Annotated in this window: 18 protein-coding genes; 2 read left to right on the top strand and 16 right to left on the bottom strand. The window is 71.4% G+C overall.

All coding sequences use genetic code 11. The annotated features are described in order from the left end of the window. From ACFUEL_RS09410 to ACFUEL_RS09400, 3 genes are all read right to left on the bottom strand, one after another. On the bottom strand, window positions 1-460 hold a 460-nt coding region (locus ACFUEL_RS09410; RefSeq protein WP_380235465.1), incomplete at its 3' end, for a hypothetical protein. A gap of 44 nt (window positions 461-504) precedes the next feature. Beyond that, window positions 505-1,047: a hypothetical protein gene (locus ACFUEL_RS09405; protein WP_380235464.1), complete on the bottom strand. Its 543-nt coding sequence runs from the start codon at window positions 1,045-1,047 to the stop codon at window positions 505-507. Then, the gene (locus ACFUEL_RS09400) at window positions 1,008-1,349 is read right to left on the bottom strand and encodes a hypothetical protein (protein WP_380235462.1); all 342 of its coding nucleotides are present in this window, start codon (window positions 1,347-1,349) and stop codon (window positions 1,008-1,010) included. The genes ACFUEL_RS09405 and ACFUEL_RS09400 overlap by 40 nt, the downstream gene beginning before the upstream one ends. Window positions 1,350-1,711: 362 nt before the next feature. Between ACFUEL_RS09400 and ACFUEL_RS09395 the strand changes: the two genes are divergently transcribed. Further along, the gene (locus ACFUEL_RS09395) at window positions 1,712-1,924 is read left to right on the top strand and encodes a hypothetical protein (protein ID WP_380235461.1); all 213 of its coding nucleotides are present in this window, start codon (window positions 1,712-1,714) and stop codon (window positions 1,922-1,924) included. Here the strand turns inward: ACFUEL_RS09395 and ACFUEL_RS09390 are convergent. From ACFUEL_RS09390 to ACFUEL_RS09330, 13 genes are all read right to left on the bottom strand, one after another. Then, window positions 1,909-2,511 (bottom strand): hypothetical protein, encoded by a 603-nt coding sequence (locus ACFUEL_RS09390; RefSeq protein WP_380235460.1) that lies wholly within the window; start codon window positions 2,509-2,511, stop codon window positions 1,909-1,911. The two genes, ACFUEL_RS09395 and ACFUEL_RS09390, sit on opposite strands and share 16 nt — an antisense overlap. A gap of 21 nt (window positions 2,512-2,532) precedes the next feature. After that, a complete protein-coding gene (locus ACFUEL_RS09385) occupies window positions 2,533-2,961 on the bottom strand; it encodes a hypothetical protein (RefSeq protein WP_380235459.1) in 429 nt (142 codons plus the stop codon). Beyond that, the gene (locus tag ACFUEL_RS09380; protein WP_380235458.1) at window positions 2,958-3,245 is read right to left on the bottom strand and encodes a DUF5403 family protein; all 288 of its coding nucleotides are present in this window, start codon (window positions 3,243-3,245) and stop codon (window positions 2,958-2,960) included. The genes ACFUEL_RS09385 and ACFUEL_RS09380 overlap by 4 nt, the downstream gene beginning before the upstream one ends. Beyond that, window positions 3,226-3,609: a hypothetical protein gene (locus ACFUEL_RS09375; RefSeq protein WP_380235457.1), complete on the bottom strand. Its 384-nt coding sequence runs from the start codon at window positions 3,607-3,609 to the stop codon at window positions 3,226-3,228. The genes ACFUEL_RS09380 and ACFUEL_RS09375 overlap by 20 nt, the downstream gene beginning before the upstream one ends. Further along, window positions 3,606-4,043: a hypothetical protein gene (locus ACFUEL_RS09370; RefSeq protein WP_380235456.1), complete on the bottom strand. Its 438-nt coding sequence runs from the start codon at window positions 4,041-4,043 to the stop codon at window positions 3,606-3,608. The genes ACFUEL_RS09375 and ACFUEL_RS09370 overlap by 4 nt, the downstream gene beginning before the upstream one ends. Further along, entirely contained in the window at window positions 4,040-5,011 is a 972-nt protein-coding gene (locus tag ACFUEL_RS09365) for a P22 phage major capsid protein family protein (RefSeq protein WP_380235455.1), read from the bottom strand. Before ACFUEL_RS09365 ends, ACFUEL_RS09370 begins: the two co-directional genes overlap by 4 nt. A 125-nt stretch (window positions 5,012-5,136) precedes the next feature. Then, window positions 5,137-5,640: a hypothetical protein gene (locus tag ACFUEL_RS09360; protein ID WP_380235454.1), complete on the bottom strand. Its 504-nt coding sequence runs from the start codon at window positions 5,638-5,640 to the stop codon at window positions 5,137-5,139. Between the two features lie 7 nt (window positions 5,641-5,647). Then, window positions 5,648-6,505 carry a hypothetical protein gene (locus tag ACFUEL_RS09355; RefSeq protein ID WP_380235453.1) on the bottom strand — a complete coding sequence of 286 codons (858 nt, stop codon included), beginning with the start codon at window positions 6,503-6,505 and terminating at the stop codon, window positions 5,648-5,650. Continuing rightward, complete coding sequence (locus ACFUEL_RS09350) at window positions 6,465-7,928, bottom strand: phage portal protein (RefSeq protein WP_380235452.1); 1,464 nt, start codon at window positions 7,926-7,928, stop codon at window positions 6,465-6,467. The genes ACFUEL_RS09355 and ACFUEL_RS09350 overlap by 41 nt, the downstream gene beginning before the upstream one ends. Continuing rightward, entirely contained in the window at window positions 7,928-9,589 is a 1,662-nt protein-coding gene (locus ACFUEL_RS09345; RefSeq protein ID WP_380235451.1) for a terminase, read from the bottom strand. The genes ACFUEL_RS09350 and ACFUEL_RS09345 overlap by 1 nt, the downstream gene beginning before the upstream one ends. A gap of 3 nt (window positions 9,590-9,592) precedes the next feature. After that, complete coding sequence (locus ACFUEL_RS09340; RefSeq protein WP_380235450.1) at window positions 9,593-9,820, bottom strand: hypothetical protein; 228 nt, start codon at window positions 9,818-9,820, stop codon at window positions 9,593-9,595. 13 nt (window positions 9,821-9,833) lie between these two features. Continuing rightward, window positions 9,834-10,181, bottom strand: coding sequence for a hypothetical protein (locus tag ACFUEL_RS09335; RefSeq protein WP_380235449.1), 348 nt, complete (start codon window positions 10,179-10,181; stop codon window positions 9,834-9,836). Beyond that, complete coding sequence (locus ACFUEL_RS09330; RefSeq protein ID WP_376052978.1) at window positions 10,178-10,435, bottom strand: HNH endonuclease; 258 nt, start codon at window positions 10,433-10,435, stop codon at window positions 10,178-10,180. The genes ACFUEL_RS09335 and ACFUEL_RS09330 overlap by 4 nt, the downstream gene beginning before the upstream one ends. Before the next feature lie 644 nt (window positions 10,436-11,079). Between ACFUEL_RS09330 and ACFUEL_RS09325 the strand changes: the two genes are divergently transcribed. Continuing rightward, on the top strand, window positions 11,080-11,361 hold the full coding sequence (locus ACFUEL_RS09325; protein ID WP_380235448.1) for a hypothetical protein: 282 nt from the start codon (window positions 11,080-11,082) through the stop codon (window positions 11,359-11,361). The last annotated feature ends 266 nt before the right edge of the window (window positions 11,362-11,627 follow it).

Here is an 11,627-nt window from a genome sequence, read left to right as displayed (position 1 = left end):
CCTCCAGCGCGGACGCCGTCTGGCTGATCGAGAGGGTGAACAGCCGCCCGAAGTTGCGGGCGACGTCCGCGGCACCCGAGCCGATGCTCCGGAGCCCGGAGGTGACCCGGGCGACGCCGCCCCGGGCAAGGGCGACGTTGATGCCCAGCCGCCAACGGCGGCCCCCGCCCCCGGTGAAGCGCCGGAGTCCGTCCTCGGCCGGGACGGTGTCGACCTCGGCCCGGATGCGGACCGATCGCTCGCGGGTGAGCGCGGCGATCCGGGCAGCGGCCTCGCCGGTGTCGGCGACGACGTTGACCCGGGTGGTGCGGTCCTGCGTCAGCTCCCGCAGCCGGGCGCTGACGCCCGAGGTGTCCAGGTCGAGCCGGACGGAGAGCTTGGTGTACTTCTCCAGCATCTCCAAGTACTGCTTGAGGCGCTGGCGGAAGTCCGAGGTGTCGGGCAACACCCGGACGTGCACGCGCCCGGCTTCCTTGCCACCGGGACCGGCCACAGGCTCACCTCCTACGTGAGTCGGACCGGCGCGGGCCGCTCAGGCGCGGCGGAGCGCGCGAGCACGGCCGCCGGAAGGCGGAACGTTTCTGCATGGGGGGAAAGAGGCTCGGCCACGGCCGGGCCGCCCCCCTCGCCGACCTCGCGCTGGAGCGCGGCGGAGAAGGGGTTGCTGGCGCCGGTCGGCCGGCGGGACTTCTTGGCGTACGGACGCGGGTACGGCTTCGGCCGCTCGACGGAGCGGGGGTTCTTCGCGGCCTTGGCCACCTGGACGTGGGTGAGCGCCTGGACGGCGTCCACCAGGTCCGCCAGGACGTACGTCCCGGCGTCCCAGCCCAGCGCCTCACGGCCACCGCGCAGAGCGGCCACCGTGGCGGAGTCGTCAGGGAGCGTCCCGATCAGGGCGAGGACGTAGCGGGCGGAGTGCCGACCCCGGAACCAGTCCAGGACATCGACGCCGTAGAAGCGCCGCAGGTCGGCGGCGATCTCCGCGCCATGCTCGTCCAGCAGCCTGATCAGGCCGCGGCTTCCCCCGGCGCGGCGTGCTCCATCCACCCCTCAAGGATCTTCATCTGCTCCGGCAGCGGCAGCGCGTCCACGGTCTCCCGCATCGCCTTCTTGTGGGAGGCGACCGCGACCAGCAGACCGGAGATCGCGCCGATCCGGCGCTCGTTGCTGACCTTCTTCGACTGCACGAGGTCCAGCAGCGCGAGCGCGGCGCTCAGGTCCGCGCCGGGCAACGTCTCGATGGTGCGCAGCTTGATCTTCTTGCCGCTCTTGGCAACGAAGGGCAGGCCGGTGCCGTGCTCGGTCCGGCGCGCCTCGGCATCCAGATCCGCGTAGTTCAGGGTGGTCAAGAGGGTGTACTCCAGGTGGTTTGACAGGGCTGACGTACAGTCACGAAACTAGCTGTGGGGTTGGCCCCCCTAGCGTTTGGCAACGCGAAGCCGCTACGCGGTAAAGCCCCTTTGTGCAGCGTAACTTTGCAGCCGGTGCTGTAGAGGAAGGCATGCATGACGGAACACTCGATCCGAACCCCACCGGAGAATCAACGGGCTCCCCACGGAGAGCCTCGGGACACCGGAAAACATCCCCAGCGTCCCTTCCGAGAACCTGCACCGGCAGGTCTCGATTCGCTTATCGCTTGCGGTAGGTCGGGTCGAGCCTGCCTATGAACAGGTCAACTCCCGATCTGCCCACAGATCTGAGGAGTTGTGAAGTGCAGGTTCCGGGTTGGCTGGCCCTCACTGTCGGCGGGGGCGGCGTGCTGTTTCCGGCCCTCAACTTGTTGCTCAGGCGGTGGATTCCACGGCTCGTCGGGGACATGATCGTCGCTATTCGAGCGATCCGCAGGCTGCGGGCGGAGCTGCGGGGCGGCCAGTCCCCGGAGCGGCCGGCACTTTCCGACAAGGAGGATCAGGCGGCGGGCTGAAGTCCGGCGTCGAGGTCGAAGACCGGCGTCACGGTGCCGAGCGGGGTCGACTGGTTGAGGGCTACCACGGTGGCCTTCACCGGCATCTCGCCGAGCGCGGCCGGGTCCATCGTCACTGAGTCCGCGCCGATGATGCTGGTCTTCGGGTAGTGCCAGACCACGGCCTTGGTGCCGTCCACGGCGGCGACCAGCAGCGCGCGGTTCTGCGCGGCCGGGCTGGTCGGGATGGAGAACAGGCCCTTGCTGTCGAGGCCCTTGTCGGTGCCGTAGTACAGCTTGTAGGACTCCGCGGTGAAGTCGGACAGGTTGATCGTCACCGCGTAGGTCTTGCCGGGGTCGGTGGTCTTGAGGCTCTTGTTCTGCCAGCTCCCCAGCACCTCGGGCTCGTCGCCGTCGACCGACATCTCGATGCCGTTGTCCAGCGAGGTGTTCCCGATGGACTTCCAGGTCAGGCCCTCGGGGCCCCACTTGGTGTTGTCCTTCGGGTCGAAGCCCGGCTGGCTCAGGTCCGGTAGCGCGGTGCCCGGCGGGGCGACGTAGATGTATCCGGTGCCCGGTACCAGGACCGGGGCGTCGTCAGCAGCCATCGCTGACTCCTTTCCGGCCCGCTAGCGGGGCCTCGTGGTGATCATGTAGTTGGCCGAGAACCGGTAGAACTCCGGTTGTGCCTCGGTCATCGGGTCGGTGGTGGCGAACGGGCCGGTGGCCTCGCGGAAGCGGCTCAGGTAGCCCTCGGTGTTGCCGAACTGCTCGAAGCAGAGGCGGACCAGGCCGGCGCGGGCGCGGCGGGCGAGTAGGGAGGCGTCGGCGCGGCTGGTGGCGTAGGTCTGGACGACGAACATGCCCTCGTCCACGTAGCGCTTGTCGCGCATCACGCCGCCGACCCGGCGGGCGATCACCAGGCCGCCGCTGGCCCGCAGCGCGGGCTGCCAGTCGGTGGGCAGGTAGACCGCGCAGCGGTGCTCCGGGAGCACGGTGCGCAGGGCTTCCAGGACGAGGCGTTCGGAGTCGGGCATCAGGTACGGCTCGCGGGTCACCACAGGGCGGCCTCCATCGCGTGGATGCCGTCGACGTGGCGGCCGGCGCGCTCGTTGAAGCCGCCCCAGTTCTTGTGGGCGGCGAGGGGGTCCTCGTTGACGATGGCGTAGCCCTTGGCGTGCCGCTTCACCTTCAGTCCGGCGATGAACTCGCCGGTGTCGATGTGCAGCGCGGCCTTCGCGGTGACGCGGGCCTTGCGTTCCTCGGCCTCCAGCTTGAGGGCGCCCATCACGCCGGGGAGACCGGCTATCACGGCGTCGAGGTCAGGACGGATCTCCGCCACTCTGGCCGCCTCCCTCCACGATCACGGTGACGAACCGCATGCGGTCGGATGCGCCGTGGTGGGCGCGCGGGGCGTCGACCACGGTCCAGCGGGTGCCGGGGTCGCCCTCGTCGGCGAACTCCACGGCGGACCACTTGTCGATCACGGTGTTCGGCGGGAAGACGATCTTGCGGCGGATCGGCGGGGACCAGCCGACCTGTGCGCCGACGGGGGCGCGCCAGCCTGCGGCGTCGCCGACGGGGGCGACCCAGGCCGCGTAGGTGGCGGACGGTCCGGCGGTCGGCCGGCGGTCGCCGTAGCCGTCATCGACGTAGCGGACGGTGTGGACGGTCACGGGGGTGCGGCCCCGTTCCAGCAGGCTCACGTGGCCCCCCAGGAGTCTTCGGGGGACGGGAAGGGGTAGCCGGTGCGCAGGCCGCGCGAGGCGACCTCGCGGCGGGCCTGGACGGAGCGAAGGCCGCCCCGGCCGGCCACCCGCTCGATCAGGGCGACCTCGCCCCGGGTGAGCGCCAGGCCGACCGGCGTGCCGTCCGCCATGCGGTAGGACACCTCTCCGGCCTGCTCCTGCACGTACCCCTCGGGGTTGCGGAAGCGCCGTTCGGCGACGGCCAGGGCCAGGGTGCGGATCACCGGTGGGTGCCGCTCGGGCGACCACGCGGGGTGGCCCTGGGCGCGGATCACCCAGAAGGCGTCTTCGATCGCGGCGGACGCCCGCGCCCAGTCCGGAGCGTCCGGCTCGGGGGCGGGGCGGCCGAGCCGGGCGAACAGCGCGTCGACCGTCAGCCCGGCTGCCGTCACGCGGCCGGGGCGAGCGGCGTCGGCTCGCCGGTGAAGGCGACCTTGATGCCGCGCACCTTGACGATGTTGGCGGGCTTCGACCAGTCGGTCTCGCCCTTCTTCAGGTCGGTGACCAGGGTGGCGCCCCAGTACGAGCTGAGGAACGAACGCTCCATCGCCGCGCCGGAGTTGTAGTCCTTGATCCAGCGCAGGGAGAAGCCCTCGGCGCTGCTCCGGCCGCCCTTGGCGGACTCCGGGACGTTCGGCGCGCCGGAGACGAGCTGGATCGCGGAGCGGTGGAAGGCGTAGATGCCCATCGGGTTGAGGGTGTCCGAGGTGGACTCCACCAGGCGGAAGCCGTGGACCCGGCCGAGGGTGCTCTCCTTCAGGGCCGCGCCGCCGTCGGCGTGCTCGGCGGCGTTGAGGATGGAGGAGGAGTTCAGCAGGTAGAACGCGGCCTCGGAGCCGAGCACGGCGGTGCGGCCCTCGGCGGGGACGTTCTCCTTGTTGAGCTGGACGCGCAGGCGGGCGAGCGCCTTGCGGATCATCTGGCCGGCCGCCTCGTCGCTGGTGGCCTTGGTGAGGTCGACCGGGATCTTCGCGGCGGTGGCGACGTCCGGGAACTGCTCCATCGCGGTGGCGACCTTGCGCTCCAGGCGCTCGGTGATGGTGTCGATCTGCGGGACCATGACCTGCTCGCCGAAGGACAGCAGGTCGAGCGACAGCTCGGCGTCGGAGAGGTCCACTGCGGAGTAGGCGTGGGTGTCCAGCCGGACTTCGAGCAGGCCCTCGTTCAGGTTCTCCGACTGAATCCAGGTGGTGGTGTCGTTGAACTTGCGCTTGGCGTCGATGGCTTCCTCCGCACCCTTCAGGCGGGCGGGGCGGCGGATGCTGATGACCTGGCCGGTGGCGTTGACGAACTGCTCGGCCGGGCGGCGGTCGAACATGCCGGCCAGGACGACGGAGTCCTTCAGGTTGGCCAGGGCCACCTGGACCAGCTTGTCCGGGTTCTGGAAGGCGTTGGCACGTGCGGGGTTGAGAGAGATGGCGCTGTTCCTCGGGGAGACGGAAAGCCGCCCCAGGGGCAGGGCGGCTCAGGTGGGGCGGGTGGGGGTCAGATGCCGTAGCGGCGCTGGCGCAGCTTCTCGGCGAGGCCCTTGTACGGGTCGGGCTCGGCGTGCGGGGTCAGCCCGCCGGCACCCAGCAGCGGCTTCGGCGCGGCGGCGGCGGCCAGCTGCTCGGCGTGCGCGCGCACGGCGGCCTCGTCGGCGCCCTGGACCAGGGCGGCGAGGACTGGCGGGAGCGCGTACTCGGCGGCGATCCGGTCGCGGAGCGCCTGCTCCTGGAGCTGGGCCACCTGGGCGCGCAGCTCGTCCGCTTCGACGCCGGCCTCGGTGGAGCGCTCGCGGGTGGCGTCCAGGTCGGCCTGCATCTTCTCGTACAGCGCCTTGTAGTCCGGCTCGACCGGGGCCGGGGCGGCCGGGCTCTGCTCGCTGCTCTCCTGGGCGGGGGCCTCGGGCTGCTCGGGCTCGGGCGCGGGCGGGGTGGCCGGGTTCACCACGCCGCCGGGGATCGCCTCGGCCGGGGTCGGGGTCTCGGGGGTGGGGGTCTCGGGCACGTCTCTCCTAGGTCTTCGTCGTCTTGCGGTAGTAGGTGCGCCAGTCGGCCAGCGACCCGCCCCCGAACTCGCGCCACATCCGGGCGAACGTGTCGTTCTCGGAGGGGAGTTGGTAGCGGCGGGAGAAGATCGGGACGGCCTGGCAGTGGCAGTGCGGGTGAGCGCCGAACGCGGCCGTCGACCGGGACTTGTAGACCGCGCCCCGGGAGGCCATCAGCGCGCAGAAGTAGCAGGGCGAGCTGTCGGTCTTGCGGTAGTAGCCGATCGCCCCGGGGTCGTCCTGCAGCGCGTTGTGGATCATGTCCCGGCCGCCGTCCTGGACGAGCATCCCGCCCGCTCCGCTGCTGCCGGTGCGCAGTGCGTCCAGGAACTCCTTCTCCCAGGCCAGCAGCTCGGCGTCGCCGAGGGCGGCGGAGCCCTGCCGGCCGCGCTCGCGCTCGTGGCGCTCGACGCGGTCGGTGACCTCGGTGCGGAACGCCTCCTCGGCCCTGCGGGTTTCGCGTGCCAGGTCGGCGGCGGGGAAGGGATTGCGGGTGTCCACGGGCAGAGGCTCGCGCGGTCCGGAGCCGGTCCGCTTGCCCGTGGCACGGTTGAAGTCGGCCCACAGGGAGCCGAGCGAGGCGGCTGGCCGGTAGCCGGGGCCGCCGATCACGCGGCCGGTCTCCAGCGCCCGCACCAGCCGGTAGAAGGCGATCGACAGGACGCGGGAGGCCGCCGCGGCTTCGCGGATCGCCGCCGTGTACACGGTCTCCAGCTCGGTCAGCGCGCCCGCGAGCTCGCGGGCTTCGACGGCGGCCAGCACCTCCGCCCAGCGGGCGGCGAACTCACCGGCCAGCCGCTCCTGCGCGAGCTGGTACGCGGCCACCGCCCGCAGGATTTCGGCGGTTCTTGGCGTCCACGCCACCGGCCGTCGCCTCCTTCTGCTGCTTCAGGGCCTCGGCTTCGGCGGCCTCCGCCTTGCGGGCGGCTTCCTCGGCGGCCTTCACCGCCTCGTCAATATCGGCCTGGCTGAAGCCCGGCACCTTGCGCAGCGCGACGGAGAGCGGGACGCCCTGCTGCATGAGCTTGACCATCGCGTCGGCGGCCTGGGCGAGGGAGCGGGTTGCCTTCTCGGCCCACTCGACCTGGCTCTCGTCCTGCTCGATCTCGCCCCGGCCGGCCGCGACGGCGCACAGCCGGAACACCGACTCCCACGACTCGCCCAGCGAGTCCTGGAGGGTGGAGAGGGACCGTTTGAACGAGGTCTCGGCTGCCGCGAGGGCGTCGGCCGAGAGGTTCACGAGGTTCGACCCGGCGAGGTAGTGCGGCGGGACGTCGGCCAGGCCCATGATCTCTTCGAGGGTCTGGCGGCGGGAGGCCAGCAGGTCGCCGGTCGGCATTGCCGGGAGCTGCCCGAACTTGGCGTCCGAGTTGGGCGCCATCAGCAGGGTCGAGGGGTCCAGCGAGGGGACGTCGTAGACAGGTTCGCCGGTCTCCGGGTCGCGGACCGGGTCGCCTGTCTCGGGGTCGAGGCGTTCGGCCGGCGCGAGGCCGGTGGCGAAGCGGATCGCGTGCGCGCCCCAGTGCTCGTTGAGCAGCAGCGAAAGGGTCTGCTGGTTGAGGCGGTCCTGCGAGACGATCAGCGGTTCGACCAGGCCCCGGGTGCGGCCCCGCAGGTCGACGGCCGGGGAGAACCGGACCACCGGGCAGACGTTCATGCCGTGCGGCTCGGAGGAGAGCACCGCGGAATCCGGCTCGGCCTCCAGGTCGACGGTGTACTTCGCCACGTCGTCCCACAGGAAGGCGAGGGTGCGGTGCTCGTCGGGCTGCTGCTCGGGCACGTGCAGCGCGTACACGGGGAACTCGTCCCACGCCGGGTCGACGTAGACGGCCACCGTGCTGATCGCGTCGTAGGCGCGGATCAGCGGTTCCTTACGGCCCTTGCGCGGGTCGGGGGTGACGACGACGTACGCGGCCCCGGAGGTGAGCGCGGCGCGGTGGACGGCGTTCTGCCGCTCGTCCAGCCGGTTCTTCTGCCAGTACTTCCACTCGTAGGCGTTCTCACCGCTGCCCGGCTTGCGGAAGCCCTGTACGCGCAGCGCGTTCAGCGGGGCCTCCACCGCGAGGGCGGAGACGTTCACGATGGAGCGCTTGACCAGGTCCTTGAACTCGGCGTTCGCCTTGGCCGGCATCCACGGTGCGCGGTGCAGGCCGCGGGCGTAGCGGTCGACCAGGTCCAGGCGCTCCTGGTCGCGGTCGACCAGGCCCTTCGCGTGCCGGGCGCGCTGGAGAACAGCGGGGAGGGACATCAGAACCCTCCTCGGGTCTGTAGCTGGCCGGGGGCCTTGGCGGGCTTGAGCTTGCCGCTCTCGGTGAGGCGGCGGTGGGCGATCCAGGCGAGGACCATCGCGGCGTACAAGTCGACCTTGAGCCGCGACTCGCGCGACTCCTTGCCGAAGCCGATGCCGTACTTGTTCGGGCGCTTGCGGGCGTTGAGGGTGTGGCGGGTCAGCGAGTAGTCGCGCACGTGCGGCAGCGCCACCGTCTCGATCGCACCCACCATCGCCATGTGCTCGGTGGTGATCTCGCGCTGGTTGCCGCGCATGTCGAAGCCGACCGAGGAACGGCCGGACGCCTTGATCAGCAGGTGCTTGCCGTACTTCTCCGACCAGTCGGCGACGTACGACTCCCACCCGGCGATGTCGGCGAAGAAGCCGACCACGGTGTACTTCCGGAAGACGTGGGCCACCATGTCGTTGACCTCGGTGCCGTCGACTTCCCAGCCCTTGCCAGCCGGGCCGTCGGGCTTCTCCCACAGGGCGATCTTCTGGACGAGCTTGTCCCGAACTCGCATGGCGAGAAGGGCGGTTGAGTCGTCGGTCTTGCCGCCGTCGAAGGCGAGGACGATGCGCTCGCCGGGCTTGAGGCCGTCGGCGGGCTCGACCGTGGCCAGGTCCCAGGTGTCGCGGTCGACCAGGGCGTCATCGTGGCTGGAGAGCTGGTTGAGGTACTTCCGGCGGGACTCGTCCTCGGTGGTGGACGCCGACCAGATGTCCTTCATCACGCGGTCCGGGTTGATCCAGACCGAGTCGCCCCGGGCGCACAGGATCGCGGCGCGGAGCTGCTGCTCGTCGGCGAGGTCGACCCCGGGCGGGGCCTCCACCGAGTCGTAGTAGATACCGGCGTCGCGGTTGATCCCGTCGCGCTGCTTCTCGAAGGCGTACCAGGTGCCCTCGGCGACCGACTCTTCGCCGATCACCGGGGCGTTGGTGATCTCCATCGTCCGGCCGCCGACCTTGGTCGCGTTCGGGCGGATGGTGGCCGCGAGGCGGGGGCCGTGGTTGCCCTCCACCCAGTGCCAGGTCTCGTTGAGCAGCGCGAACGACGGGCGCCCGCCCTCGGCGGCGCGGAAGCTCGACGCCTTCGCCTCCAGGCGGCACTGCCGGCCGTCGGTGTCGGTCTGCGAGGCGTAGCAGACCTCTTGGCCCAGCTTGATCGCGTAGCGGTCGATGGCGGCCTGGCTGAAGATCGTGGACAGCGCCGACATCGTGTTGACGTTCTGGCCGGCGGCGGTGGCGAAGATCTGCACCCACGCCTCCTGCGGCGGGCCGCCGATCGGCGAGCCGTCGGCACGGAAGCCAACCAGGCGGCACGGGCCGACGAACTCCATCGCGGCGACGCTGGCCATCTTCGGGTCCTTGCCCCAGCCCTTCAGGCGGCGCAGCGTGCCGGACTCCCAGCGGAAGGACCGGCCCCAGGTCTCGGGGTCGTTGGGGTCCTCGGGCACGGCGTCGTCGCGCAGCTCGTACCAGCGGGCCAGGATGCGGCACTGCTCGGGGGTGTACTTCCAGTCCGGCCGGAAGGCGTGGGCCGACCAGCGCAGCAGCTCGCCCGCGAGGGTGCAGTGCGGGTGCGGGACGTCGTCCGGGATCGTGCGCACCGGCTCGTAGGCGATGGTCAGGACGGCCACCTCCTACTGCTGGGCTGCCTCCCGGCGGGCGCGGGCTTCCAGCAGCCGGGCAGCGTCAGCGGAGACGTGCTCACCGGCCGCGAAGGGCGTGGTCATGTCGTGGGCCCACAGTTCGCGGGCAACGGCGTGCGGGACCTCGCGGTCGAGGCACGCCTCGTAGTAGACGATCGTCCGCGCGATGCGCAGCGACTCGTCCGAGGGGCCGGAGGCCCGGGTCTTGCGGCGTGCCACGGCGGCCCCCTTCTCAGACTCGGTTGCCCCAGCGGGCGCCCACGGCCTCGCGCGCGTTGTGGCCGCGCTTCGGACCGTCGCCCTCACCGCGGATCTTGGCGAGGTGGCCGGCGGCCTGGGTGCGGTTGGTCTGGGCCTGCGCGATGCCCGGGTGAAGGACCATCATCCCGGCGCGGTTGCCGCCGGGAATCATCTGGCCGTCGCGCTTCACCACGGCGTCGAGCTGGGCGGCACGGGAGAGCATCGGGGCAGCGGCGTCGATCAGCGCGAGGTCGGTCGGCTCCAAGTCCAACTCGGTCTCGTACAGGGCGATCAGCGCAGCGCGGATCTTGCCCGCGTCCTTCTCGGTCGGGTCGATCAACGAACCTCCCCAGGGTGGCGACGGCGGTTTCGGGCGGGCTGCCAGCGGTCCGCGGCGGCCCGGCGGCGGGCTCGGCCGGCATCGGCGGAGTCCTTGCGGAGCACGTGCCAGTCGCACAGGGCGCGGAGGTTGGCGGGGTCATCGGAGCCGCCTTCGGAGGCGGGGACGATGTGGTCGCAGTGGCGCGCGGGCTCACCGCACAGTTCGCCGGTGTCGTAGCGGACGTGCTGGCAGCGCCAGGCGTCGCGGTTCATCACCGCTCGGCGGAGACGGGTCCAGTGCGGGGGCAGAGGCGCCACGCGGCGCGAACTCGCGTACAGGCGGGCCTCCTTGAAGCGCAGGGCCCCGCCAGGTGCTCGACCTCGGCCGGGGAGAGAGTGCCGGCGGGGAGCGGTGTCCTGGCGGGGCTGCGGGAGGAGGCCGGCCGGGGTGCCGCAGCAGCGGTTTGCGCGCACGCGCGCGGAGCGGCCTCCACATGTATTAAGCGGGGGCGGTTAACACCGCCGACGCCCGCGGCCTCACTCTCCGCAATCAGTGCGTGGCACTGAGTTCATTGCTGCTGGTCACGCTGCGTATATGGATTAGAAGAAGGGGTCGGCTGGCGTTCGTATCGGATCTCGGCTGCTATGACGCCCCGGGCAGTGAAGGAACGCGCGCGGGAGTACCCCCCCGGCTCGCGCCCGGTCAAGCCCTAGCCGCCGCTGTGATCAGCGCCTCAACTACCGCCGTGAGCTTGCCTTTTGTCTCGCGCTCGCCTACTCGCGCACCCTTCGATCAAGTGCGGGACGAGAGTCGTCATAGTGTGACGACCATCACGCAAGATGCGTTGGACAACCAACGCACCTGTGCCGCAGTGTTGGTCCTGCAAGCGAACGACCGACCGGAACGAGTGACCACGATGCGTAAGCACCTCACCCCCGCCGCCCTGGGGGCGACCATGCTGCTGGCCGGGTCTCCCTGGCAGACCGGCAACTGGGGCGGGGGGCTCGCTGCGGCCCTCCTGACCGCCCTTCTCGCCCACTGGGTGGGCAAGGTGCCCGGACTGGTCAAGCGGGCCGTACAGGGGCCGTCCGAGGCCGTGGCGGAACCGGCCGCCGACGTCCCCGCGCCGGTCAGCCCGTACGACCGCGACCGCGCCGAGGCCGCGCGCCGCCCGCGCCGCAACCGCCGCTCCCGTTGACCGCCCCGACTCGACCCCCGGAGAACCCGCGATGAACCCCCGCCGCACCCTGGCCGCCCTTGCCCTGCTGGCCGCAACTGCCTTTGGAGGGTGGGCAGTTGGGCACTCCACTGCCGAACCGACCACGCCCGAATCCGGGCAGGTCGCCGCCTTCAACGACGGGTGGGCGACCGGCATGCAGGACGCCTGCGACCAGGGCAGCGCGTACGCCTGCAACTGGCTTGCCACGACGGCCCGTTGACCTTCCCGACCCGCACCATCGCTAG

This window comes from Kitasatospora sp. NPDC057198, from assembly GCF_042670125.1.
Classification (GTDB): domain Bacteria; phylum Actinomycetota; class Actinomycetes; order Streptomycetales; family Streptomycetaceae; genus Kitasatospora.
The sequence above is the reverse complement of the archived record's forward strand: the minus strand, read 5'-3'. Positions and strand labels throughout refer to the sequence as shown.